Source organism: Kribbella sp. NBC_01505 (genome assembly GCF_045040285.1).
In the GTDB taxonomy this organism is placed as follows: domain Bacteria; phylum Actinomycetota; class Actinomycetes; order Propionibacteriales; family Kribbellaceae; genus Kribbella.
Genome location: NZ_CP109425.1, coordinates 964,026 through 987,638, shown reverse-complemented (window position 1 = coordinate 987,638; position 23,613 = coordinate 964,026). Strand labels below are relative to the sequence as shown.

Annotated in this window: 24 protein-coding genes; 16 read left to right on the top strand and 8 right to left on the bottom strand. The window is 67.2% G+C overall.

Annotated elements, in window-relative coordinates:
- Positions 1–98: 98 nt before the first annotated feature.
- Genes OG474_RS04360 through OG474_RS04345 form a run of 4 tightly spaced genes read right to left on the bottom strand, consistent with a single transcriptional unit; the run spans position 99 to position 2,253 of the window.
- Entirely contained in the window at positions 99–635 is a 537-nt protein-coding gene (locus OG474_RS04360) for a flavoprotein (RefSeq protein ID WP_405060879.1), read from the bottom strand.
- A 15-nt stretch (positions 636–650) separates the two neighbouring features.
- Complete coding sequence (locus OG474_RS04355) at positions 651–1,493, bottom strand: helix-turn-helix domain-containing protein (RefSeq protein WP_405060878.1); 843 nt, start codon at positions 1,491–1,493, stop codon at positions 651–653.
- Positions 1,490–2,059, bottom strand: coding sequence for a DUF6879 family protein (locus OG474_RS04350; protein ID WP_405060877.1), 570 nt, complete (start codon positions 2,057–2,059; stop codon positions 1,490–1,492). Before OG474_RS04350 ends, OG474_RS04355 begins: the two co-directional genes overlap by 4 nt.
- A complete protein-coding gene (locus tag OG474_RS04345; RefSeq protein WP_405060876.1) occupies positions 2,059–2,253 on the bottom strand; it encodes a hypothetical protein in 195 nt (64 codons plus the stop codon). The genes OG474_RS04350 and OG474_RS04345 overlap by 1 nt, the downstream gene beginning before the upstream one ends.
- 132 nt (positions 2,254–2,385) lie before the next feature.
- Between OG474_RS04345 and OG474_RS04340 the strand changes: the two genes are divergently transcribed.
- The 3 genes from OG474_RS04340 (at position 2,386) to OG474_RS04330 (ending at position 7,014) form a co-directional block, all read left to right on the top strand.
- Entirely contained in the window at positions 2,386–2,721 is a 336-nt protein-coding gene (locus OG474_RS04340) for a hypothetical protein (RefSeq protein ID WP_405060875.1), read from the top strand.
- A 199-nt stretch (positions 2,722–2,920) separates the two neighbouring features.
- On the top strand, positions 2,921–6,295 hold the full coding sequence (locus OG474_RS04335; RefSeq protein ID WP_405060874.1) for a GH92 family glycosyl hydrolase: 3,375 nt from the start codon (positions 2,921–2,923) through the stop codon (positions 6,293–6,295).
- Positions 6,295–7,014, top strand: a complete 720-nt coding sequence (locus OG474_RS04330; protein ID WP_405060873.1) for a peptidylprolyl isomerase — start codon at positions 6,295–6,297, stop codon at positions 7,012–7,014. The genes OG474_RS04335 and OG474_RS04330 overlap by 1 nt, the downstream gene beginning before the upstream one ends.
- Here OG474_RS04330 and OG474_RS04325 read toward each other — a convergent pair.
- On the bottom strand, positions 6,997–7,605 hold the full coding sequence (locus OG474_RS04325) for a hypothetical protein (protein WP_405060872.1): 609 nt from the start codon (positions 7,603–7,605) through the stop codon (positions 6,997–6,999). The two genes, OG474_RS04330 and OG474_RS04325, sit on opposite strands and share 18 nt — an antisense overlap.
- Positions 7,606–7,683: 78 nt before the next feature.
- Here OG474_RS04325 and OG474_RS04320 point away from each other — a divergent pair, with 78 nt between their 5' ends.
- Both OG474_RS04320 and OG474_RS04315 read left to right on the top strand, forming a co-directional pair.
- Positions 7,684–8,427, top strand: a complete 744-nt coding sequence (locus OG474_RS04320; protein ID WP_405060871.1) for an Imm49 family immunity protein — start codon at positions 7,684–7,686, stop codon at positions 8,425–8,427.
- Entirely contained in the window at positions 8,414–8,845 is a 432-nt protein-coding gene (locus OG474_RS04315; RefSeq protein ID WP_405060870.1) for a cupin domain-containing protein, read from the top strand. Before OG474_RS04320 ends, OG474_RS04315 begins: the two co-directional genes overlap by 14 nt.
- A 20-nt stretch (positions 8,846–8,865) precedes the next feature.
- Here the strand turns inward: OG474_RS04315 and OG474_RS04310 are convergent, their stop codons facing one another.
- Entirely contained in the window at positions 8,866–9,696 is an 831-nt protein-coding gene (locus OG474_RS04310) for an LLM class F420-dependent oxidoreductase (protein WP_405060869.1), read from the bottom strand.
- A 102-nt stretch (positions 9,697–9,798) separates the two neighbouring features.
- Entirely contained in the window at positions 9,799–10,542 is a 744-nt protein-coding gene (locus tag OG474_RS04305) for a phosphotransferase (RefSeq protein WP_405060868.1), read from the bottom strand.
- 162 nt (positions 10,543–10,704) lie between these two features.
- On the opposite strand from OG474_RS04305, the gene ald reads away from it, so the two are divergent.
- The 8 genes from ald (at position 10,705) to OG474_RS04265 (ending at position 19,017) form a co-directional block, all read left to right on the top strand.
- On the top strand, positions 10,705–11,820 hold the full coding sequence (gene ald / locus OG474_RS04300) for an alanine dehydrogenase (protein WP_405060867.1): 1,116 nt from the start codon (positions 10,705–10,707) through the stop codon (positions 11,818–11,820).
- Complete coding sequence (gene xerD / locus OG474_RS04295) at positions 11,817–12,749, top strand: site-specific tyrosine recombinase XerD (RefSeq protein ID WP_405064542.1); 933 nt, start codon at positions 11,817–11,819, stop codon at positions 12,747–12,749. The genes ald and xerD overlap by 4 nt, the downstream gene beginning before the upstream one ends.
- A gap of 10 nt (positions 12,750–12,759) precedes the next feature.
- On the top strand, positions 12,760–13,995 hold the full coding sequence (locus OG474_RS04290) for a low temperature requirement protein A (RefSeq protein WP_405060866.1): 1,236 nt from the start codon (positions 12,760–12,762) through the stop codon (positions 13,993–13,995).
- Positions 13,996–14,330: 335 nt separating this feature from the next.
- A complete protein-coding gene (locus OG474_RS04285) occupies positions 14,331–15,239 on the top strand; it encodes a ParA family protein (RefSeq protein WP_405064541.1) in 909 nt (302 codons plus the stop codon).
- Positions 15,224–15,589, top strand: a complete 366-nt coding sequence (locus OG474_RS04280) for a hypothetical protein (RefSeq protein WP_132407981.1) — start codon at positions 15,224–15,226, stop codon at positions 15,587–15,589. The genes OG474_RS04285 and OG474_RS04280 overlap by 16 nt, the downstream gene beginning before the upstream one ends.
- A 2-nt stretch (positions 15,590–15,591) precedes the next feature.
- Positions 15,592–16,575 (top strand): segregation and condensation protein A, encoded by a 984-nt coding sequence (locus OG474_RS04275; protein WP_405060865.1) that lies wholly within the window; start codon positions 15,592–15,594, stop codon positions 16,573–16,575.
- Complete coding sequence (gene scpB, locus OG474_RS04270; protein WP_405060864.1) at positions 16,572–18,290, top strand: SMC-Scp complex subunit ScpB; 1,719 nt, start codon at positions 16,572–16,574, stop codon at positions 18,288–18,290. Before OG474_RS04275 ends, scpB begins: the two co-directional genes overlap by 4 nt.
- Positions 18,283–19,017, top strand: coding sequence for a pseudouridine synthase (locus OG474_RS04265; RefSeq protein WP_405064540.1), 735 nt, complete (start codon positions 18,283–18,285; stop codon positions 19,015–19,017). Before scpB ends, OG474_RS04265 begins: the two co-directional genes overlap by 8 nt.
- 57 nt (positions 19,018–19,074) lie before the next feature.
- On the opposite strand, the gene OG474_RS04260 is transcribed toward OG474_RS04265, so the two are convergent.
- Complete coding sequence (locus OG474_RS04260) at positions 19,075–19,419, bottom strand: glycosyltransferase (RefSeq protein WP_405060863.1); 345 nt, start codon at positions 19,417–19,419, stop codon at positions 19,075–19,077.
- A 136-nt stretch (positions 19,420–19,555) separates the two neighbouring features.
- On the opposite strand from OG474_RS04260, the gene pafA reads away from it, so the two are divergent.
- The 3 genes from pafA (at position 19,556) to OG474_RS04245 (ending at position 23,599) form a co-directional block, all read left to right on the top strand.
- Complete coding sequence (pafA, locus tag OG474_RS04255; RefSeq protein WP_405060862.1) at positions 19,556–20,917, top strand: Pup--protein ligase; 1,362 nt, start codon at positions 19,556–19,558, stop codon at positions 20,915–20,917.
- Between the two features lie 68 nt (positions 20,918–20,985).
- A complete protein-coding gene (locus OG474_RS04250; protein WP_405060861.1) occupies positions 20,986–22,260 on the top strand; it encodes a GNAT family N-acetyltransferase in 1,275 nt (424 codons plus the stop codon).
- A gap of 64 nt (positions 22,261–22,324) precedes the next feature.
- On the top strand, positions 22,325–23,599 hold the full coding sequence (locus OG474_RS04245; protein WP_405060860.1) for a GNAT family N-acetyltransferase: 1,275 nt from the start codon (positions 22,325–22,327) through the stop codon (positions 23,597–23,599).
- The last annotated feature ends 14 nt before the right edge of the window (positions 23,600–23,613 follow it).

Sequence of the window (23,613 nt, the reverse complement as noted above, 5' to 3'; positions counted from 1 at the left end):
CGCTCAGCAGCACCCGCGTGAGCCCCCGCAGGAAGGTTGGTGAGTGGCACAGTTCCGCCCTCACCACACCGATGACGTCTGGGCAACATCAACGACTCTCATTCCGGTGCAAGACAGTCGAACGCCCAGTGCCAACGGAACTCCCTGACGATGCGTCCACGGGTTCCGGACTCGACGGGGTTCAGTGACTCGGTCGAGCCGCTCTGCGGATCGACGATCTGCACACCTGCTTGGCGAAGCACCGCAACCGACGCCGTCCAGGCAGGATGATTGGTCAGCTCGGCACTGGCGTAGGGCACGGCAACTGTCGGTGTACGCGTGCCGACGGCCGCGCAGAGCGTGGTCAAGGGGTAGGAGCTTGCAATCCCGCCGGCCCAAGCATTGAGCGTGTGGAACGTTGCGGGGACCACAAGCACAGCATCCGCAGTCGGCGTGCGCCGCGGCTCATGAGGCTTGCGGTTGCCCACGACGATCGGCACATCTGATAGATCGAGCTCCGCCAGCCAGGGCATGGCCGCGTCGGTAGGGATGACGTACGGAGCCCAGCCCAGGTCGCGGGCGGTTTGTACGCCGTCCGCCAGCCGGGCGGCAAGCGGCGCTCCACAGGTCACCAGAAGCAGAGTGCGGTCACCCACGGAGACTCCTGTGGCTCATCGACTGAGCAGTTGGTAGTCGCTGCGGATCCGCAGCAGTTCTCGTCGTGCGTCATCGCCGGTGGATGAGGCTTGGCCGAGTCGATCGAAGAGTTCGTCGTACACGTTCACGTCGTCGCTTGTATCGAGGATCGCGGAGGCGACCTCCGTCCCGATGAGCACGGCCGCGGAATCGTAGATGTGGAAGGCGTGCGTGCAGAAGACCTCGACGGGTGTCGTCCAGGGGATCACGCCCAGATGCACGTTCGGGCGGCGTGACGCGGTGATGATGGCGTCGAGCTGATCAACCATCACCTGTGGATTGCCGGCCTGCCATCGCAGTGCGCCCTCGGTGAGAACGAGCCTGAACTGCTTCGTCTCGTTGTCCAGGGCGCCGCTCCGGCGCGAGCGGGCGTCGACGGCCGCGTCGCGCTCCTCATCGGCGAGTCCGGCACCGAAGACGAGCTGTGCATAGGAGTGCGTCTGCAGGAGCCCAGGCACCATCGCTGGTTGAAAGCTGCGCAGGAGCGTCGCCTTCGACTCCAGTTGACCAATGTGATGCTGGAGCCGGGCAGCGCCTCGAGTCATGACGACTCTCGACAGGCGGCTCGACGACTTCAACTCGGAAGCCAGTCCGACCAGGGCCTCGCGCTCGTTCGCTGGTACGCCGTAGACGTCGCACAGTGCGCGGACATCGTCGGGACTCGCGCGCAGCAGCCCGTTCTCGAGCTTGGAGATCTTCGACTGGCTGACGCCGGCGCGGTGGGCGGCTTCGAGACCGCCGAGACCGGCACGGCGCCGAAACTCACGGAGCACCGTGGCCAGATCAAGAGCACCCGAGGTGTCGTCCGCGCCAGTCATGCGGGGGAGGGCTTCTCCGATTCTTGTTGGTTGGCTCGCCAGTACTCGGGATGCCTGTTCCACCAGGCACCGAAGCTGGTACTTGCCGTGAGGGCCGCATCGCGGCTCCGACGATACGGTACGACGTCCTCGGCGAGGCTCGCGCCGACGTACACGCCCCGCTCGTCGTAGTGCATGCGCAGGACCGTTTCATCGTCCATGAGCCAGAAGTCCTCGAGCGGCTCGACCTCGGCCGGCAGTCTGTGCTCGGAGAGATCGAGGATGTGGATCTCTTCCCCGGCTGCGGCGTTCGGCAGGTACCCCCATTCGCATTCGTAGCGAAGGTAGTCGGTCAACGGCGTCCGCAAGACGTGTACGCGGTGTCTGAGCTTGCCGGCCTCCCGTTCGTGGCGGAGCTGCGTCAGCCACGGTCCTTTGCGGTCTGGATCTGGTTCGGGCTCACCGGCGAGGTAGCGCGCGACGTCGCCGCCGTCCGACCCGACGTGGTAGTAGTCGAGAGTCTCGAGGCGGAATGCGCTGTGCCGGAACCCCTCGAAGATTGTGTCAACCTGCTCCTCGGGCAACATCAACGGCGCTCCCACAGGCTTCGAGGAAAGCGGACAACGGTCTCACCCGGTCCGGCCTTCGCGAGTAGGTCCTGATCGTCCTCGACGATCGAGCCGACGACATACACCGAGTCAGGATCGGCGTCCGTCGTCCAGGCTGCCGGACAGGTCTTGTTGTCCGGGCAATCTCCTGCGATCCGTCGTAACTGAGACATCGAACGTTCTCCTTCGATCGAGGGGCGACGACGGTGAAAGGTTACTCCGATGCCATCAGATATGGAATATCAACTCCAGAACCTGCTTCCTGGAGGTTGATATTCCACTTTAAAACTGGAATATTCAGCGTCATGACCGACAGTCCCGTTCAGTTCACGCCAGCGGTCGGCTACCTGCGGCGGTACCCGTCGATGACCTGCGCGCAGTTCGATCAGGCAGCCGAGCAGCTCGCGGTCTTCGCCGGCCGGCGGGGCTTCGTCCTGCGTAAGGTCTTCGTCGAGCAACTCGCTACGGATCCGGTTGCGTTCGACGCACTCGTCAGGATGGTCAAGCGGAGGGAGATTCCCGCCGTCTTGGTGCTGACGCAAGCCCATCTGAGTGCGGTGGGAGGCGGCGAGACCAAGTCTCGGCGCCTCGAGCGCGAGACCGGCGCGCGGGCGCTGACCGCAAGCGGACCGTCCTCATGAGCCGGTGGGCGGGCGTACTGATCCCTGCGTCTGCGCTCGTCCGCCGAACCAATTGGTAGACGCGCTGCGAGCGCTCGGTGGTCAAACTCTGTTGAGTGCTTGACCTCGTACGGTGCGTGAGGGTATTCCTAGCTGACAACGATGTCACCTGTCGTGTGGATGCACCGCCCTGTTCCGACGTCTGAGGTGGGGAAACCCTATGCCGCGCACCGCCCTGCGCAGTTCTGCTGTGCTTGCCAGTTTGTTGTCTGTTGGTCTCGCGTTGAGCGTCACCGCTCAGGCGGCGCCGACGCCCGGACTGCCGTCGGGAGGGGCATGGCCGACGACGGCTCCGCCTGCTGATCCGATGGTGGCGGGGTTGCGTGGAGTGGAGGCTGTTGGAGCTAGCCGGATTGCCGGTACGTCGGCCGATCCGACTGAGCATGTGGATCCGTTGATCGGGACGTCGAACCTGGGGGATGTGTTTCCCGGGGCGGTGACGCCGTTCGGGATGTTTTCGTTCAGTCCGGAGACCAGCCGGGGGAATGCGTACCGGACGGCTGCGCCCGCGGGGTACCTGTACTCGGCCAACAAGATCCGCGGCTTCAGCTTGACGCACATGAGCGGCACCGGGTGTGCCGGTGGGTCGGGTGACATTCCGATCTTCCCGTACGTCGGTGACGTGACCAGCTCGCCGCAGAGCGACGCGAAGGACGAGGTCTACGCCAGCACGTTCGACCACGCCAACGAGGTGGCCAAAGCCGGCTACTACAAGGTCGGACTGGACTCCGGTGCGACTGCTGAGCTGAGTGCGACACCGCGCACCGGATCGGCCGCGTTCACGTTCCCGGCGGACAAGGCGAAGTCGCTGTTGTTCCGGACGTCGAACTCTGAGGTCGGCTCGAGCGATGCGCAGCTCACCATTGACCCGAAGACGCGCACTGTCTCCGGTGACGTGACCAGCGGCAACTTCTGCGGCTATCTGGCCAGCGTCGGTCGCCGTAGCTACTACAAGCTGCACTTCGTCGCCGAGTTCGACCAGCCCTTCAAGAACACCGGCACCTGGACCGACAGCACAGTCGCCCCTGGCAGCACCAGCTCCCACGGCGGTACGACGTACGGGACCGACGGGTGGATGCCGCCGAACAAGGGCTCCGGCGGGTACGTCGGGTTCGACAGCAGCACGGTGAACATGCGGATCGGCATCTCCTACGTGAGCAAGGCCAACGCACTGGCCAACCTGCGTGCTGAGAACCCACGTGGTACCTCGGTGACCGCCACTGCCGCAAAGGCCAAGCAGGACTGGCGAAAGCAGCTCAACCGGATCGAGATCGGCGGTGGGAGCACGGAGCAGCGCACTACTTTCTACACCGCGCTGTACCACGCACTGCTGCACCCGAACGTGTTCAGCGACGTCAACGGGCAGTACTGGGGTTTCGACCAGAAGGTGCATCGCGTTGCCCGCGGTCAGAAGGCGCAGTACGCGACGTTCTCCGGTTGGGATGTCTACCGGTCGCAGGTGCAGTTGCTGGCGTTGCTGGAGCCGGAGAAGGCAGGTGACATCGCACAGTCGCTGCTCAACCAGGCCGATCAGAACGATGGCATCTGGGACCGCTGGACCCACGCCTCAGGCAGTACGGCGGTCATGACCGGTGACCCGGCTGCTCCTGCAGTGGCTGGCATCTACGCGTTCGGTGGCACGAACTTCGACGTACGGAGTGCACTGAAGTCGCTAGTGAAGGCGGCGACGGTTCCGACCGAGAAGGACCTCAGCTCGGCTGGTAAGCCGGTCATGTCGATCGGACAGCGGCCGTCGCTCGACAAGTACCTCGCACTGCACTACATCCCGACCAAGTCCAACGCCTGGGGCGGTGCGGTCGAAACGCTCGAGGACGTGACTGCTGACTTCGCACTCGCGCAGCTGGCACAGCGGACCGGCGACAAGTCGACGTACAAGCAGTTCCTGAACAGGTCGCAGTACTGGCAGAACGTGTTCAACCCGGAGAACGGCGGCTACGTCCAGAACCGCGACGAGAACGGCGCCTGGCCGGGCTTCACGCCGTCGACGGGTGACGGGTTCGCTGAGGGCAGCAGTGCGCAGTACACGTGGATGGTTCCGCACAACCGCGCCGGACTGGTCGATGCGATCGGTGGAGTCGAGCAGACGAACCAGCGGCTGGATGCGTTCTTCAAGAACCCGGACGGCACCTGGGCGCTCACCCGTGCCGGTGAGCTGCACGCCGAGATGGACAACGAGCCGTCGATCAACACCCCGTGGATCTACAACTACATCGGCAAGCCGTACCAGACGCAGGAGACGCTGCGGCAGGCCATGACCCAGCTGTGGAACACCAGCACTGGTGGCATCCCGGGCAATGACGACCTGGGCGCCATGTCGTCCTGGTACGTGTGGACCGCGCTCGGGCTCTACCCCGACGTACCGAGCCGCTCCGAGCTCCAGGTGGCCGCACCGCTGTTCCCGCGCGCGGTCATCCACCGCGACGGCGGCCGCACGATCCGCATCAACGCTCCGGGTGCAGACGCGCCGTATGTGCAGTCCCTGAAGGTGAATGGACGTACGTCGACCAAGCCGTGGCTGCCGGAGAACTTCGTCCGGTACGGCGGCACTCTGGACTTCAAGCTCGGTACGACGGCCAACGTGGCGTGGGGCTCGAAGCCGTCCGACGCACCGCCGTCGTGGCGTACCGGTGAGATCCCGTTCCAGACGTCGACCGATCAGAGTCGCGTAGTGGTCGCACCGGGTACGACGAGTGCCCCGGTGGCGATCAAGGCGCACCGGTTGAGTGGTACGCCGCAGAACGTCACCTACATGGTCAAGACGCCGGCCGGTCTGACCGCCAGCCCGGCCACTGGTTCGTTCCGCGTGGAGAAAGACGGCAGTGCGCCGGTGGCAATCACCGCCGCGCCCGGTACGCCGGACGGCCGTTACCCGGTCACTGTGACCGTCAAGGCAGCGGATGGCACCGTGTTGCCGCAGGTGGGCTTCACAGTGGTGGTAGGACTGCCGAACTCGTTCTTCGTGCTGCGTGAGGGGACGGCGGCCTCTGATGACGCCGGTGACCACACTGAGGCCGACTATGACGGCGGGGGAGTGAGCTACTCCCGGCAGGCGCTGGCCGCAGCCGGTCTGGCCCCGGGCGGCGCCGGGACTGTGCAGGGACTGACGTTCACCTGGCCTGACGTGCCGGTTGGCGACCCTGACAACGTGCCTGCCGACGGGCAGTTGCTCAACCTGAACCTGCCGGCCGGTACGACGAAGCTGTCGTTCATCGGCAGCGCGGTGAACGGGAACCAGCAGACCACGGCCGTGCTGAACTTCAGCGACGGCACGACCCAGCCGGTCGACCTGTCCTTCAGCGACTGGACTCTGGGTGGCGGAGGCGACACCCTGCACTACGGCAACGTCATCGTCGCGACCACGCCGTACCGGAACGAGTCCGGTGGCGGACGTGACAACGTGACTACACACATCTTCGCGACAGCACCCGTGACCTTGACCAGCACGCCGGTCAGCATCACGCTTCCGAAGAACCGCGACCTGCGGATCTTCACTGTGGCAGTGGGAGGAAATTGATGAAGGTTTCGGCTGTGATCGCAGGTGCGACGCTGATGGTGGCCACGATGCTGGTCGCCACTCCGGCGCAGGCTGCACCACCGACCGGTACCAAGGGTCCGTGCGGCTATACGAAGACTCCGGACGAGCCGCCGGCCCGACCGGTCGCGCTGCCGCCGGACCCGAAGCGGACGCCCGACAAGGGCATCGTGAAGGTGGTCGTCGCGACGAACCAGGGCCCGATGCTGCTGTCCCTGGACCGCGCCAAGGCGCCGTGCACGGTGCAGAGCTTCCTGCACCTGGCCAAGAGCCGCTTCTACGACTTCACCACCTGTCACCGGCTGACGCTGTACTCGACGCTCAAGGTGCTGCAGTGCGGTGACCCGAGCGGTACCGGTGAGGGCGGTCCGGGCTACTCCTACAAGGACGAGCTGCCGACCGACCTGCCGAACTGGCCGACCGACCCCACGGGCGCGAGCAAGGTCTACGCCCGCGGAGTGCTGGCCATGGCGAACGCCGGACCGGACACGAACGGCAGCCAGTTCTTCCTGGTGTTCGCCGACTCGCGGCTGCGGCCCAACTACACGGTCTTCGGCACGGTGGACCGCACCGGCCTCAAGACCCTGGACAAGGTCGCCGCTGGTGGCACCGTGGTCAGCGCCGACAACCCGGACAACCTCGACGGTCCGCCCGTCCGCAAGACCGACATCCTGATCGCCCGCTCACTCGGTAGCTGGTAGGTCGACCGCCTCGCCGCCGTCCTCAGCCAGGGCGGCGGCGACCAGGCGCACGTGCTCCTGGTGCTGCTCGGACGGGACGTTCGGCAGCAGGTCGTCCCACAGCGCGAGCATCGCGCCGCGCAGTTGCATCTGCCCGAGCGGCCGCGCGAGGAACCACAGGTGGAAATGCTCGCTTCCGTCGCCCCACCGGCTGAAGTGCGTCCGCCCGACCGCGTCGATCCGGCCGATCGCTCCGGCCACTCGCTGGATCATCACTCCGAGCGTCGCGGTGAGCTCCGGCGGCAGGTTGTCGAGCCGGTAGTGCTCGCGGGGCTCGAGAACTGCGACGAACGGCAGCCCGTGGTTCTCGAACGCTTTCAGATGCCACTGGTCGTCGCGCCAGATCACGAACTTGTCCGGATCCGTGCAGGTGTAGCACGGCTTGCCGCCCGGCTCACCGGCGCGCAGCGGCTCCGGTAGCTCCGGATCGGCCAGTGGCACGACCTGTAGGTCGCCCTCGAACGGGAACAGCGAGTCGCCGATCAGCTCGTCGGCCGACATACGTTCGCCGTACGGGAGGTTGCGGTGGTACTGCGACGGAAGCTCGGTCATGCGCCGCAGTCTGCCTCGGTATGGCCGCAACAGGCCACCGCAATTCCGGGACCGGGATCTGGCGCTACCGTCGCGCGCATGGGGCTGGAGTGGAATCCGAGGCTGGGGGCAGCAGCGGCGGAGTGTGTGGCCGGGTTCCGGCCTGTGTTCGGTGAGTTCGTCGCGCGGGCCGGCAGTGGGGGACCGCTGCGGATCAAGGCCGCCGCTGAGAAGCTCCTGGACTACGTGAGCGCGCGGTCGATCACCGTCGATCGGCGTTTCGAGCAGCGGGAGACGTGGATCGCGCTGCGGACCGCGGCCGAGCTTGCGGTGCGCTATCTGGATGCGTGCTGGACGCCGGCCGGGGATGTGGTGGACTGCTGGGTCGAGTACCTCGGTGTGGGCTTCGGGATCGAGCAGCACAACGATGAGGAGCTGCGGCTGGAGGACTGGACGAAGGCCTTCGAGCTTGCGGTGATCCTGCGCGACAACGAGCTGATGCTCCGGCTGGTCGAGTTCACCGACAGCTTCCCGGTTGACGACCTGACTGCGGAGATCCGCGGTTACCTGGCGATCACCTCCGGCGAGCCGTTGGACGCCGATGCACCACCGCTGCTCCGGGCGATCGCCGAGCACGACGGGGAGCAGTTCGGCCAGGAGCTCGCTCAGATGCTGCGGCAGCGGCCGGTTGCCACTCCGGACACGTTGCGCGACCTCTTGCCGTGGTCCGCGCTCGCGATGTCGTCGTACGCGTTCAAGGCCGACCTCAGCATCGAATCCGGCGCCCTGCCCCGCCGGCTGGTCGAAGGCACTGGCTACCGTTCTGGGTATGGCGACCGATGACGTGAAACGACCCGAGCTCGCAGAGCTGCTGGATCTCGAGGCCCACCCCGAGGGTGGCTGGTACCGCGAGACCTGGCGGTCCGACGTGACCTTCCAGCCGGAGGGGTACGACGGCGAGCGCGCCAGTGCGACAGCCATCTACTTCCTGCTGGCTCCGGGGGAGGAGTCGGTGTGGCACAGGGTGCGGTCAGCGGAGATGTGGTTGTGGCACTCCGGTGGCCCGTTGACTCTTGAGTACGGCAAGAGCCCGGAGCAGGCGCAGGCGTTCACGCTGGGGGTGGATGTGGCGGCCGGACAGCAGCCGCAGGTGGTGATCCCGGCCGGCGCATGGCAAGCAGCCCGGCCGGCCGGGGATCAAGCAGTACTGGTGTCGTGCGTGGTGTCGCCCGGCTTCGACTTCGCAGACTTCACTATGTAGAACACTTCACCATGTAGCTCTTAGGTGAGAACGGTCGCGAGGGCTTCGTAACCAGGCAACAGGTCGATTCCCTCGCGACCAAGCTGCTGTACGGCGACATGGTCGGCGCCGGCCTCCAGATGTGCCTGGAGACCCTCGGCGACCTCGACTGCGGATCCGTGCAGGACCAGAGCGTCGATCAGCCGATCACTACCGCCGTCGGCGATGTCGTCGTCGGTGAACCCGAGGCGCTTCAGGTTCGTGACGTAGTTGCCCAGTGCGAGGTACGTCGCCAGGTAGTCGCGAGCTGTGGTGCGGGCGATGTCCACATCGGTCTCGAGCACGACCTTCTGCTCGGGTGCGAGGAGCACTCCGCCGCCCAGACTGCGACGTGCCTCCCGAGTGTGCTCAGGAGTGGTCAGATACGGCAGTGCGCCGGCGGTGCGGCTCCCGGACAGCTGCAGCACCTTCGGACCGAGTGCTGCCAGCGCACGCCGCTCGGCCGGTACCTTCGCGTCGTCCAGCTCGTCGAGATAGGACACGATCGTCTCGTACGGCGACTTGTACTCCGCGCTCTGCTCGCGGTGCCCGATGCCGACCCCGAGCAGGAAACGCCCCGGTGCGAACTCCTCGAGCCGGTGGTACGACGCACCGACCTCGGCCGCCGAAGACTTCCACATGTTCACCACGCTGGTGCCGACGGCAACAGAACTCGTTGCGGCCAGCAACACTTCCGCGTCGCGCAGACCGGCTCCCGGGGACGCGCCCAGCCACAGCGCGCCGTACCCGGCTTGCTCCAGCCCGGCTGCGAGCTCCGGACCCCAGTGCTGCGCACCGTGCCAGACCCCGAAGCGTCCCAGTTCGATCGCCACGTCGTACCCCTCTCGTCGTCCTACTGTCAGGCGCAACCCAGGGCGGCGGGCAGGACAAGCATCCCCGATGGGACGGCGGTCCCGTCAATGATGGTTGTCACGTCAAAGGAGCCTTGCGATCTCCGGAAGTCGTGCGAACAGATCCCGCACCCCCACGTCCGTGCGCTCCGGTTCACCGACCTTCGCGAGGTTCAGCATCCCGGGGTCACCGGCCGCTTGACCGAACCGCATCACCCGCGCGGACCGCTGCGCGCTGAGCGGCGCCTGCTCCAGAATCTGCAGCGGTGTGACGCCGCCGCCGTACGCGTCGGCCATCAGCCGCAGCCGAGCAGCCAGGTACGCCGGATCCAGCGGAACTACGAGCGGAGCCGTGTTCCACGCTGTGAAGCCGAGGTCGTCGAGCGGAACACCCGGACCGGCCAGGTCCCAGTCGATCACTCCACTGAATCCCGCAGGAGTGCCGATCCAGTTGTAGTACCCGTAGTCGTGCATGCAGATGATCTGGCCGGCCGCGAGCTCCGCCGTACCGGCTCGCCACACCACCTCACCGACCGGCCGGTACGACGCGACCACGCGGTGGTACTGCGCGAGCCAGCGCATCGCCTCGGCCAGCGCGTCGTCCGGGACCTCCTGGCCGTACGCCGTACCCGGAAGAAAATCGAGGACCTCGCGGCCCTGGTCGTCGAAGCCATGCACCCGCGGTAGGCCGGTCAGTTCGGTGCCGGCGAGGTGTTCCAGCAGGGCGTGCACAGCCGGAGTCCACGGTCCGGTGGCGCGGCGGACGGTGTCGCCGACGCGGACCGCACCGCCCACGTTGCCGCCCGGAAGAAGCTCCTCGCTGTCCATTCGGGCACCCTACTTGTGAGTTACCTGTCCATCAGACCAACCCGTCCGGTGGTATGGCCTTGGCAGGCATACACTCGGCAGCGACCTGGCATCATCCGCTCACCGCCGGGCCGCGGTCACAACGATGTGCGCCGTCCTCCTGGAAGGAAAGAAGGGCAAGCAGTGAAGGTCGGAGTTCCGAAGGAAGTCAAGAACCACGAGTACCGGGTGGCCATCACGCCGTCCGGTGTGCACGAGTTCGTGCGCCACGGGCACGAGGTTCTGATCGAGCAGAACGCGGGCAGCGGATCGCTGATCCCCGACGAGGAGTTCGTCACGGCCGGGGCGCGGATCGTGCCCACCGCGGACGAGGTGTGGGGCGAAGCGGACCTGGTTCTGAAGGTCAAGGAGCCGGTCGCCGAGGAGTACCACCGGATGCGCAAGGGCCAGGTGCTGTTCACGTACCTGCACCTCGCTGCCAGCCAGGAGTGCACCGACGCCCTGCTGACCGCCGGTGTCACCGGCATCGCCTACGAGACGGTCCAGCTGCCGGACGGCTCGCTGCCGCTGCTGGCCCCGATGAGCGAGGTCGCCGGCCGGCTCGCGCCGCAGTCCGGTGCCTACCACCTGATGCGCAGCGGTGGTGGGCGTGGTGTGCTGCTCGGCGGTGTCTCCGGCACGCACCCGGCCCGCGTGGTCATCCTGGGAGCCGGAGTCTCCGGTATGAACGCGGCCGCGATCGCGCTCGGGATGCAGGCGCAGGTCCAGCTGTTCGACCGCAACATCGCACGGCTCCGCCAGGCCGACCAGATCTACCAGGGTCACCTGCTGACGATCGCCTCCAACGCCTACGAGATCGAGCGTGCGGCCCTGGAGGCCGACCTCGTCATCGGCGCGGTGCTGGTGCCCGGTGCGAAGGCGCCGAAGCTGATCAGCAACGAACTGGTCAGCAAGATGAAGCCGGGCAGCGTGCTCGTCGACATCGCGATCGACCAGGGCGGCTGCTTCGAGGACTCGCGTCCGACCACCCACGCGGACCCGGTCTACCAGGTGCACAACTCGCTGTTCTACTGCGTCGCCAATATGCCTGGCGCCGTGCCGAACACGTCGACGTACGCGCTCACCAACGTGACGCTGCCGTACGCGATCGAGCTGGCCAACCTGGGTTGGCGCGAGGCGCTGAAGCAGGACCACAGCCTGGCGCTCGGCCTGAACACCTACGACGGCCGCATCACCTACGGCCCGGTCGCCGACGCACACGACCTGGACCAGCTCAAGCTGGACGAGGTCCTGGTCTGAGCATCAGCCGGGCGGTTGGTGCTTACCTCGACCATTTGACGGTCGAACGCGGCCTGGCCGCGAACACCCTGGCGTCGTACCGGCGTGATCTGCGCCGGTACGACGGCTACCTCGCCTCGACCGGGATCTCTGAGCTCGGTCGAGTCACCGAGGCTGTGGTGAGTGATTTCCTGATGCGGTTGCGTGAGGGCGATGAGGACCATCAACCGCTCACCGCCTCCAGTGCCGGCCGCACAGTCGTCGCAGTGCGCGGTTTCCACAAGTTCTGTCTGCGCGAAGGTCTGGCCGCGGTGGACCCAGCTGCTGCGGTCAAGCCGCCGGCTCCGCCACAGCGGTTGCCGAAGGCGCTGTCCGTTGACGAGGTGACGCGCATCCTCGCTGCCGCGGCCGGTGCGGAGGCAGAGCCCGCCGTCCTGGCGACGAGGGATGCTGCGCTGCTCGAGTTCCTCTATGGGACCGGTGCGCGCATCTCCGAAGCAGTCGGTCTGGATGTGGACGACATCGACATGGAGGTCGGCGCAGTGCTGCTACGCGGCAAGGGCAGCAAGGAGCGGGTCGTTCCGGTCGGCACCTACGCGCTCCAGGCGATCTCGGCGTACCAGGTCCGCGGCCGGCCCGATCTGGTCGCCCGGGGCCGCGGTACGCACGCACTGTTCCTCAATGCGCGAGGCGGTCGGCTCTCACGGCAGAGTGCTTGGACAGTACTGCGGCGTGCGGCGGAACGCGCTGGGATCGCCAAGGAGATCTCCCCGCACACGCTGCGGCACTCGTTCGCGACACACCTGCTGGACGGCGGCGCCGACGTACGGGTGGTGCAGGAGCTGCTCGGCCACGCATCAGTCACCACGACACAGGTCTACACACTCGTCACCGTCGACAAACTGCGCGAGGTCTACGCAACGTCACATCCGCGGGCGCTGTCGTCATAGGCTGCGGTCCGTGGCAGACAAGACCGAAGAGCGGCATGCGAGCTGGCTCGAGCTCTTCTTCGACCTGACAGTGGTCGCAGCGGCGGCGCAGATCTCGCATCGGCTGCACGGCGCGCAGAGTGTTGGGCAGATCGCAGCGTGTGCGGCGATGTACTACGCCATCTGGAGTGTCTGGACCACTACCAGCGTCTACGCGAACGTGGCCGGCGAGAAGACCCGGCGGCGCGCCGTACTGCGGACCATGCTCGGGATCGCGATCATGGCGGCCGCTGTACCAGGGGTGTTTCCGGAGCTCGGTGAGCACCACGGACCGGACAGCCGGACCAAGGTGTTCGTGGTCGCATTCATCCTGTGCCGGGCGGTCGCGTCGCGGTCGGCTGCCCGCGATGGTCAGGTGGTCGCGTTCTGGCCGGCCACGCAGAGTATCGCCGCGACACCGTGGCTCGTGTCGCTGCTCGTGCCCGAGCCCTGGAACTACGCGCTGTGGGGCCTCGCGATCGCCATCGACCTGCTCTTCTCGATGTTCGGCGCGCGCAGCCCACGCTGGGTCGAGCAGGAGACCGCCCGGGCCCGGGCACGGCAGGAGCGGGACAACGAGCGGCAGGCCAGTCGGCTCTCGGAGCTGATCCGCCGCGGCGTGGCACCGGAGCAGCTCCCGAACCCGAAGCCGACGCTGGTGTCGGTCGCGCAGGTCGAGCAGGGGCACCTGAACGAGCGGCTCGGGCTGTTCGTGATCATCGTGCTCGGTGAGGCGCTGGCGCAGGTGGTGGCCGCCAACACCGACTTGGAGTGGACCAGGGGAGTCGTTGTGGCCTCCTTGGCCGGATTCTTCATCCTGGTGCAGCTGTGGCAGCTCACGACGCTCTACGGGTTCACACCGGCTCCGGTGAACGCGAAACCGCTGGAGCCGTGGCAGGCGCTGCCTGCACACCTCGGAGTGACCGCGGCGATGGTGTCGATCGCTACTGGGCTGGGAGCGCTGGTACCGGAGGCCACCGAGCACGTGCACGCGCAGGACCGCTGGTACCTGTTCGGCGGGATCCTGATGTACCTGCTGACCAGTGTGTTCGCCGGGATCGCCGGGAAGTCGCCGCTGAAGTGGTTCCTCGCCTGGGTGCTCCCGTGCGTGCTGGTGGCGGTTGCTGGTGGCGTGTTCGGAGGACATGTGCCCGGCTGGCTGCTCGCCCTGGCCGCGTACGCCGTACTGGCCTGGTTCGCGTCGTACAACCAGCTCGTGAAAAGGTAGGGCCGGTGCACGGCGGATCGGAACGGTGTGCGATGATCTGCTCACGGTCGGTCACCTTCACGGGGTGATCGGTCTGCTGTGGAATGCCAACCGGAAACCGCTCGACCCGGGTGCGGAGTGGCCGCTTGAGAGTGCTTGAATGCACGCTTACAGTCGCAGGCGTCGCCCGTATCGGTTGAAAGGTTTGGCGAGTCATGAACGAGTCGATCCCGGGCACCGAGCAGCACGCCTTCGAGCAGTACGGCAACGGCACGAACCCTGAGCCGGCGTCGCCTGCCGAAGAACCGACCGCGCCGCCCCAGCGCACCCTGACCCCACCCGAGAACTATGCGGCGATGCCGAGGCCGACGGCCAAGCTCACCGCGGAGGACCTTGCACCTGTGAGCGATCCCAGCGGCCCGCGCAAGATCGGGCCGACCGGCCGTCCGATGCCGGACCTGCCGGTTCCCCTGCCGCCGACCAAGACCGGTCCGGCGCAGGTGATCGCGATGTGCAACCAGAAGGGTGGCGTGGGTAAGACCACGACCACGATCAACCTCGGCGCCGCGATCGCCGAGACCGGCCGCAAGGTGCTGCTGATCGACTTCGATCCGCAGGGCTCGGCCTCGATCGGGCTCGGCGTGCAGCCGCACGACCTGGAGCTGTCGGTCTACAACCTGCTGATGCAGCGCGACATCACCCCCGCCGAGGTCATCCAGCACACCCGGGTCGAGAACCTCGACCTGCTGCCGGCCAACATCGACCTGTCCGCGGCCGAGGTCCAGCTGGTCCAGGAGGTCGCCCGGGAGTACACGCTGCAGCGCGTCCTCGAGCCGATCATCCCGAACTACGACGTCATCCTGATCGACTGCGCACCGTCGCTCGGTCTGCTGACGGTGAACGCGCTGACCGCGTCGAACGGCATCGTCGTCCCGCTGGAGTGCGAGTTCTTCGCGCTCCGTGGCCTGGCCATGCTGACCGACACGATCGGCAAGGTGCAGGACCGGCTGAACCCGAAGCTGGAGATCGTCGGCATCCTCGGCACCATGTTCGACGGGCGCACCACGCACGCGCGTGAGGTGCTCGACCGCGTCGTCCAGGCCTTCGACGAGCGGGTCTTCCACACTGTCATCCGGCGCACCGTGAAGTTCCCCGAGACCACGGTCGTCGGCGAACCGATCACGACGTACGCGCCCTCGTCCCAAGCGGCCACGCAGTACCGCGACCTTGCCAAGGAGGTGCTCGCGCGTTGTCCCGCCGGGTGAGCCTGCCAGGTGCCAGTGAACTCTTCGGGGGTGCGGCACCGCAGCAGACCAGACCCGAGAAGCGCACCACCACTGACGGGCCGGCGTCGAGCTCCGTACGTTCGCGTACGGCGGTCGCCGACGACCGGAAGTCCAGTGGACGAATCCGTCACGACACGAAGATCACCGTGTACGTGACGGAGGAAGAGCTGCTCGGATTGGAACAGGTGCGGCTGGCGCTGCGAGCCGAACACGGCCTCAGCGCGGACCGCGGCCGGATCGTCCGCGAGGCGATCGACGTCCTGCTGGCCGACTTCGTCGACCACGGACCGGACTCGGTGCTGGTACGGCGGCTCAAGGCCTCGGAGTGACTGTGGCCGACTCCCTGCCCTTGGACATGGCCGGCGACGACGCCGTGCCGGTTGTTGCCGAGAGCAAGAGTTTCGAGGTTCACCTGGTGAACTTCGACGGGCCGTTCGACCTGCTGCTGCAGCTGATCAGCAAGCACAAGCTGGACATCACCGAGATCGCCCTCTCGGTGATCACCGACGACTTCATCGCGCACATCAAGGCGCTCGGGTCGGAGTGGGACCTCGATCAGACGTCCGAGTTCCTGCTGATCGCGGCGACTCTGCTGGATCTCAAGGCCGCTCGGCTGCTGCCGAAGGGCGAGGTCGAGGACAACGAGGACCTTGAGCTGCTCGAGGCTCGTGATCTGTTGTTCGCGCGGTTGCTGCAGTATCGCGCCTTCAAGCAGATCGCCGCGTTGGTGCAGGACCGGATGGCGACGCAGGCGAAGAGCTTCCCGCGGGCGGTCGGTCTCGAACCCCGCCTCGCCGAGCTGCTGCCCGAGGTGCTGCTCGGGATCGACCCGAACGGGTTGATGCTGCTCGCGCAGAAGGCGCTGGCCCGCAAGGACATCATCCCCGAAGGCGTGTCGCTGGCTCACCTGCACGCGCCTGCGGTCACGGTTCGCGAGCAGGCGCTCGTCATTGTCGACCGGCTGCGTCGCCAGCGGACGACCACGTTCCGGATGCTGGTCTCGGATTCGCCGGACACGGTGACGACGGTCTGCCGGTTTCTGGCGCTGCTGGAGCTGTTCCGGTCTGCCGATGTGTCGTTCGACCAGGTCACTCCGCTCGGTGAGCTGACGATCCGCTGGACCGGGCCGGACGACGGCGAGGTCGCGGTCAGTGACGAGTTCGACGAAGAAGATCTTCCGCCTTCCGAGGACGGCGAAGCTCCCGTGGTCACCGACGAGGACTCGTTCCTCGAGCCCGGCGACTCCCTCACCGAAGACACCACCCCTGAGGCTCCCGCCCAGCCCGAACCACCCCACGAGACGGTGCCCCAGTGACCGAACACCCAACCCCCTCCACAGAGTCCCCGGAGGCCGTAGCGCCCCCGTCCGACGCCGGCGACCTCGACCCGAACTCCGAGGTCGACACCTCCTCGGCCGTCGACGCCGGAGCCGAGGAGACGGACCCCGGTACGGCGGACGCCTCCGCCCCGGACGAAGACGTGGAGCTGGAGACCGGTACGGCGGATGGCGCTGCTCTGGACGAGCACGCTGACCCGGAGTCCGGTACGGCGGATGATGCCGCTCTGGACGAGGGCGTGGAGCTGGAGTCCGGTACGGCGGGTGACGCTGCTCTGGGCGAAGACGTGGAGCCCGGGGACGGCGTACCGGCGGATGCCGACGTGCGAGCCGACGGGGACGGCGTACCGGCGGATGGCGACGTGCGAGCCGACGGGGACGGCGTACCGGCGGATGGCGACGTACCGGCCGACGGGGACGGCGTACCGGGGGATGAGGATCATTTGCCGCCGGGGCAGACCGAGGTGCCGGTCGGCGAAGAGGTGGTGATCGATGACGACACCATGCGGCGGGCGCTCGAGGCGATTCTGATGGTGACCGACGAGCCGTTGCCGGTGCTGACGTTGGCTCGGGCGGTGGGGCGGCCGACGGGTGATGTGGCTGCTGCCATGACTGAGCTGTCCGCTGAGTACACCGAGCAGAAGCGTGGGTTCGACCTGCGGGAGATCGGTGGTGGGTGGCGGTACTACACGCGCCCGGAGGCTGCCGCGTTCGTTGAGCGGTTCGTGCTCGACGGACAGCAGGCGCGGCTGACGCAGGCGGCGCTGGAGACGCTCTCGGTGGTTGCGTACAAGCAACCGGTCAGCCGGGCTCGCGTCTCCGCCATCCGCGGCGTGAACGTGGACGGCGTCATGCGTACGCTCATCGCCCGCGGTCTCGTCGAGGAGGCCGGCGCAGACACCGACTCGCAGGCGACGCTCTACCGCACCACGTCGTACTTCCTGGAGCGGATGGGCATGCAGTCCCTCGACGACCTCCCGGAGCTCGCGCCGTACCTCCCCGACATGGACGACATCGAGGACGAACTGGCCGCCCAGTCCCTCCCCCCAGCCACCGAAGAACCAGCCACCGAAGAACCAGCACCCGAAGGCACGCCCCCCGCCGAGCCCGACGACCACGCCCCCCTCGAAAACGACCTAGCCCCACCCGCCGTCACCCCCGACAGCTCGGACGACGACGACTCGGACGACGACGACTCGGACGACGACGAGCCGGCCCCAGTCGCCCCGACCCCCGAGGACGACGACGAGGGCGACGAGTCGGAGTACGGCGCCACGGCGTACGACGAAGCCGGCTCCGGCGAGTCCGCCTCCGTGGACCGCACCCCGGATCCCGAGGCTGCAGAGACCGACGACCAGGCCACCGCAGGCTCCGACGACGACGACGACGAAGACGACTCCGAGGACGACGAGTCCGAGTACGGCGCGACCGCGTTCGAGGAAGCTGGCTCGGGCGACACGGCCGTGGTGGACGGCACCTCGGATTCCGAGGCTGCAGAGACCGCCGCCGACCAGGTCACCGCAGGCTCCGAGGACGACTTCGCGGCTCCGACCTCCGAGGAGGACGGCTCGGTGCCTGTGGGTTCCGGGGATGCGGCTAGTCGGTGGTATCCGTATGACCAGACTGCCGAGGAGATCGACTCCGCGGCCGAAGTACCGAACGGTGATGGAGAGTTGCGTGAGCGAGGTGAGTGAGGACGAGGGTATTCGGCTGCAGAAGGCGTTGGCGCAGGCCGGGGTCGCGAGTCGGCGGAATGCCGAGATCATGATCGAGCAGGGGCGCGTCGAGGTCGACGGCGCTGTCGTCAGGGAGTTCGGGACGCGGGTGGACCCGGCGGTCTCGGTCATCCGGGTGGACGGTGAGCGGATCCCGCCGACCAGTGCGCACGCCTACCTCGTGCTGAACAAGCCCCGCGGCGTCGTGACAACGATGGCCGATCCAGAGGGCCGCGAGTGCATCGCCGACTACGTGCAGGACCGCCCGGAGCGCCTGTTCCACATCGGCCGCCTCGACACCGACACCGAGGGCCTGCTGCTGCTCACCAATCACGGTGAGTTCGCACACCGGCTCGCGCACCCGTCGTACGAGGTCTCCAAGACCTACGTCGCCGAGGTCGAAGGCAACGTGAAGCTCGGCACCCTCCGCCGGCTGCTCGACGGTGTCACCCTGGAAGACGGCCCCGCGCAGGCCGACACCGTCAAGGAGATCTCCAGCATCCGCGGCCGGACCCTGGTCCAGATCACCCTGCACGAGGGCCGGAACCGGATCGTCCGCCGCATGTTCGACGCGATCGGTCACCCGGTCAAGCGCCTCACCCGCACCGCCATCGGCCCGGTCCGCCGCGGCAACCTGCACACCGGCGAACTCCGCGAACTGGACTCCAAGGAGCTAGGCCAGCTCCTCGACATCGTCGGCCTCTGAGACCGCGTCTCGGGGGTGCGCACTCCCCGTGGGGGCCTTGAACAAGTTATGCCCTGTTCAAGCCCCCCATTTCCTGTTCACACCCACGGGTCGTGTCAGCTGTTCGATGGCGTCGGCGGCCAAAGTGCGCGTGTCGTGGCGGCCGTAGTCGACAGCTAGTTGGGTTGCTCGGTGGCCCTTCAGCTGGGCGCGCTCCGGGAACTCCTCGTCGAGCGGGAGCTCGGCCCGGTCCAGTTCCGGAGCCATGGCAACGAACTCCGCGCCGGTCGCCCGGACAGTGTCAGCGAAGCGCAGTCCGGTGTACCAGCGCACGTCGTGGCCACGTGCGACCAGCTCGCGCGCGATCGGCCGCAGGGGGCCGACATGTCCGGCCAGCGGGTAAGTAGCAATCAGGATGGACACCATGTTCGGCGGTACGACGGGAGTCCGCCGAACGGTTCTGAACAGACCATGCGGGAGACCACAAAGGGATAACGCCGGGGTACGGCGCGCCTGAGACAGCGCACGGTTGTCGGAGGCGGGACGTAGTGTGGTGGATGTGAACCGGCGAATCTTCGGACTGGAGAACGAGTACGGCGTCACGTGTACCTTTCGCGGTCAGCGCCGACTGACCCCCGACGAGGTGGCGCGGTACCTGTTTCGGCGGGTTGTGTCCTGGGGGCGGAGCAGTAACGTCTTCCTCCGCAACGGGGCACGCCTCTATCTCGACGTGGGCTCCCACCCGGAGTACGCGACCGGCGAGTGCGATTCGGTCACCGACCTGATCGCGCACGACAAGGCAGGGGAGCGGATCCTCGAAGGTCTGCTCGTCGACGCCCAGAAGCGGCTGCACGACGAGGGCATCTTCGGCGACGTCTACCTGTTCAAGAACAACACCGACTCGGCCGGCAACAGCTACGGCTGCCACGAGAACTACTGCGTCAGCCGGCACGGCGACTTCGCCAAGCTGGCCGACGTGCTGATCCCGTTCCTGGTCACCCGGCAGCTGATCTGCGGGGCCGGCAAGGTGCTGCAGACGCCGCGCGGTGCGGTCTACAGCGTGAGCCAGCGGGCCGAGCACATCTGGGAAGGTGTCTCGAGCGCGACCACGCGGTCACGGCCGATCATCAACACCCGTGACGAGCCGCATGCGGACGCCGAGCGGTTCCGCCGGTTGCACGTGATCGTCGGCGACTCGAACATGTCCGAGACCACGATGCTGCTCAAGGTGGCCAGCACCGATCTGGTCCTGCGGATGATCGAGGCCGGCGTCGTGATGCGCGACCTGACCCTGGACAACCCGATCCGGGCGATCCGCGAGATCAGCCACGACATGACCGGTCGCCGCGAGGTCCGGCTGGCGAACGGTCGCGAGGCCAGCGCCCTCGACATCCAGGGTGAGTATCTGAGCAAGGCGCGCGACTTCGTCGACCGCCGCGAGCTCGGCACGCCGACCGTGGAGCGCGCGCTCAACCTGTGGGAGCGCACGCTCAAGGCGATCGATTCCGGTGACCTTTCGGGCATCGAGCGCGAGATCGACTGGGTGATCAAGTATCGGTTGATCGAGCGCTACCGCCAGCAGAACAACCTCGGCCTGGCCAGCCCGCGGGTCGCCCAGCTCGACCTGGCGTACCACGACATCCACCGGCCGCGAGGGCTCTACTACCTGCTCGAGCGCAAGGGCGCGGTCACCCGCGTCGTCGACGACCTCCGGGTCTTCGAGGCCAAGTCGGTGCCGCCGCAGACCACGCGCGCCCGGCTGCGCGGTGAGTTCATCAAGCGGGCCCAGGAGCGCCGCCGTGACTTCACCGTCGACTGGGTGCACCTGAAGCTGAACGACCAGGCCCAGCGCACGGTGCTGTGCAAGGACCCGTTCAAGTCCCACGACGAGCGCGTAGAGAAGCTCATCGCCAGTATGTGAACGACGCAGCATGTAGGTGACGTCTAAATGAAGTGACCCGGCCGATCTGGATCGCCTAGAAAGACCGCATGACGATCGAGATCCGGCCGATCACTCGCGCCGAGGCCACGGACTATCTGCGGGTCATGCCGTGGGCGAACGGCTTCCCGCAGGAGGAGCCCGAGCCCTCGGCCTGGTACGCCGGTCGCGCGGCCAACCCGCCGCAACACAAGGCGACGCCCGAGCAGCTGGACCGGTACGCCGATGAGCTGCTGACCGAGTGGTTCCGTCCGCAGGCCGCCTTCGTGGACGGCCGGATCGCCGGTGGTTCCGCGATCGTGTCGGTCGAGATCACCCTTCCCGGTGGCCGGCAGGTCCCGATGGGCGGAGTCACCTCGACGGGCGTGCTCCCGACGTACCGGCGGCGTGGACTGCTCCGGAAGATCATGGCCGCGATGCTGGACGACTGCCGGGAACGCGGTGAGTTCCTGGCCGGGCTGAGTGCCAGCGAGGCGACGATCTACGGCCGCTACGGGTTCGCTCCCGCGACCTTCCAGCACCGGTGGGAGGTTCGGCGTACCGACGTCGCATTCCGGACTCCCTTCACCGACCCCGGACAGTTGGAGTTGGTCGACGGTGCTGAGGCGGCGGTCGTGTGGCCGGTTCTGCACGAGCAGATCCGGGCGGTGCGCGTCGGTGAGGTCAGTCCGCTGCCAGGGAAGTGGAGTGGTCTTACCGACGCCACACTGCCTGCAGATGGCACCGGTCCGGCGCACCACCTGATTCACCGCAGCGCTGCGGGCGAGGTGGACGGCGCAGCGATCTTCCGGCTGCCATGGTCGCCGGACCCCGACTATGCGGGCGAGCTGCAGGTTGAGGCCTTCGAAGCGCTCAACCACGATGCCTACCGAGCGCTCTGGGGACTACTGCTCGATTTTGACCTCACCAAGCGAGTGGTCGCGGCACGGCGACCGGTGGACGAGCCGCTGCGTTGGATGCTGACGAACCCGCGAGCGCTCAAGCTTGCCCGAACGCGTGACAACCTCTGGCTGAACATCCTCGACGTACAACGTGCACTCGAGGCCCGTACCTACGCAGCAACCGATGTGCTCGTTCTGGAGGTCGCCGGTGTCAGTTGGCGTCTGGAGGCCGCACCGGACGGAGCAGCCTGTACGGCGGCGCCCGGGGCGGCCGCCGATATCAGCCTGACCGTCAACGAACTGGGATCGCTGTACCTCGGTGGAGTCCGGGCTACTGAGTTCCGTGACGCCGGACGGCTTGTAGAGCACACGGTTGGTGCGGTGTCCCGGCTTGACGCACTGTTGCGACCGGACCGTGCCCCACACAACGCAGTGGGCTTCTGACGAATAGGTAGCCCGAAGGGGCAGATCGAGTGGCAGGCCGGTCTCGGGCACCTATAAAGGTGAGATGACGATCGAGATCCGGCCGATCACTCAGGACGAGGCCGTGGAGTACATGCGGCTGACGCCGTGGGTGAGTGGCTTCCCGCAGGAAGAGCCGGAGCCGGTCGCCTGGTACACCGGTCGGGCTGCCTACCCGTCGCTGCGGCAGCCCACAGCTGATCAGTTGGAGCAGCACTGTGCTGGGCTACTGACCGATTGGTTCCGTCCGCAGGCCGCGTTCGTGGACGGCAAGCTCGCCGGTGGCTCTGCGATCGTGTCGATCGAGTTGACGCTGCCCGGCGGTCGGCGGGTCCCGATGGGCGGAGTCACCTGGACGGCGGTGCTCCCGACGTACCGGCGGCGCGGACTGCTGCGGCAGATGATGGGCGCGATGCTGGACGACTGCCGCGAGCGTGGTGAGTTCCTGGCCGGCCTCAGCGCGAGTGAGGGCACGATCTACGGCCGCTACGGGTTCGGTCCGGCGACCTTCCAGCACCGGTGGGAGGTTCGGCGTACCGACGCTGCGTTCCGTACGCCGTTCACCGACCCCGGCAGGCTGGACCTGGTGGACGGTGCCACCGCTGCGGAGATTTGGCCGGTTCTGCACGAGCAGGTGCGGGCAGAGCGCGTCGGAGAGATCAGTCCGCTGCCTGGCAGGTGGAGCGGCTTCGCTGCGGGCGGACTACCGGCCGACGGCTCCGGACCGGCGCATCACCTGGTGCACCGCGACGCAGCTGGTGAGGTAGACGGTGCCGCGATCTTCCGGTTGCCGTGGGCGCCCGACGCAGCCGATGCCGGCGTACTGGCGGTTGGAGCCTTCGAGGCGCGCACCGTCGACGCGTATCGCGCACTGTGGGGTCTACTGCTCGATTTCGACCTCACCAAGCGCGTAGTCGCGGCACGGCGACCGGTGGACGAGCCACTGCGTTGGATGCTGGCGAATCCGCGGGCACTCCGGCTTGCCCGAACGCGTGACAACCTCTGGCTGAACATCCTCGACGTACAACGAGCTCTGGAAGCACGCACCTACGCAGCGACCGACGTAATGGTCCTGGAGGTCGACGGTGTGAGCTGGCGTCTGGAGGCCGCACCGGACGGAGCAGCCTGTACGGCGGCGCCCGGGGCGGCCGCGGACGTCAGTCTGACCGTTAACGAACTGGGATCGCTGTATCTGGGCGGAGTCCGGGCCACTGAGTTCCGCGACGCCGGACGGCTTGTAGAGCACACCGTTGGTGCGGTGTCCCGGCTTGACGCACTGTTGCGACCGGACCGCGCTCCGCACAACGCCATGGCCTTCTGAACGGCGTCACCGTA

Excerpts from the sequence above, each read along its gene's own strand:
- OG474_RS04315 (WP_405060870.1), top strand. The coding sequence starts at position 8,414 with ATGGCGACCGATGACGTGAAACGACCCGAGCTCGCAGAGCTGCTGGAT.
- OG474_RS04320 (WP_405060871.1), top strand. The coding sequence starts at position 7,684 with ATGGGGCTGGAGTGGAATCCGAGGCTGGGGGCAGCAGCGGCGGAGTGT.
- OG474_RS04250 (WP_405060861.1), top strand. The coding sequence starts at position 20,986 with ATGACGATCGAGATCCGGCCGATCACTCGCGCCGAGGCCACGGACTAT.
- OG474_RS04345 (WP_405060876.1), bottom strand. The coding sequence starts at position 2,253 with ATGTCTCAGTTACGACGGATCGCAGGAGATTGCCCGGACAACAAGACC.
- OG474_RS04305 (WP_405060868.1), bottom strand. The coding sequence starts at position 10,542 with ATGGACAGCGAGGAGCTTCTTCCGGGCGGCAACGTGGGCGGTGCGGTC.
- OG474_RS04350 (WP_405060877.1), bottom strand. The coding sequence starts at position 2,059 with ATGTTGCCCGAGGAGCAGGTTGACACAATCTTCGAGGGGTTCCGGCAC.
- OG474_RS04355 (WP_405060878.1), bottom strand. The coding sequence starts at position 1,493 with ATGACTGGCGCGGACGACACCTCGGGTGCTCTTGATCTGGCCACGGTG.
- OG474_RS04325 (WP_405060872.1), bottom strand. The coding sequence starts at position 7,605 with ATGACCGAGCTTCCGTCGCAGTACCACCGCAACCTCCCGTACGGCGAA.
- OG474_RS04285 (WP_405064541.1), top strand. The coding sequence starts at position 14,331 with ATGCCGAGGCCGACGGCCAAGCTCACCGCGGAGGACCTTGCACCTGTG.
- OG474_RS04335 (WP_405060874.1), top strand. The coding sequence starts at position 2,921 with ATGCCGCGCACCGCCCTGCGCAGTTCTGCTGTGCTTGCCAGTTTGTTG.
- OG474_RS04245 (WP_405060860.1), top strand. The coding sequence starts at position 22,325 with ATGACGATCGAGATCCGGCCGATCACTCAGGACGAGGCCGTGGAGTAC.
- OG474_RS04340 (WP_405060875.1), top strand. The coding sequence starts at position 2,386 with ATGACCGACAGTCCCGTTCAGTTCACGCCAGCGGTCGGCTACCTGCGG.
- OG474_RS04330 (WP_405060873.1), top strand. The coding sequence starts at position 6,295 with ATGAAGGTTTCGGCTGTGATCGCAGGTGCGACGCTGATGGTGGCCACG.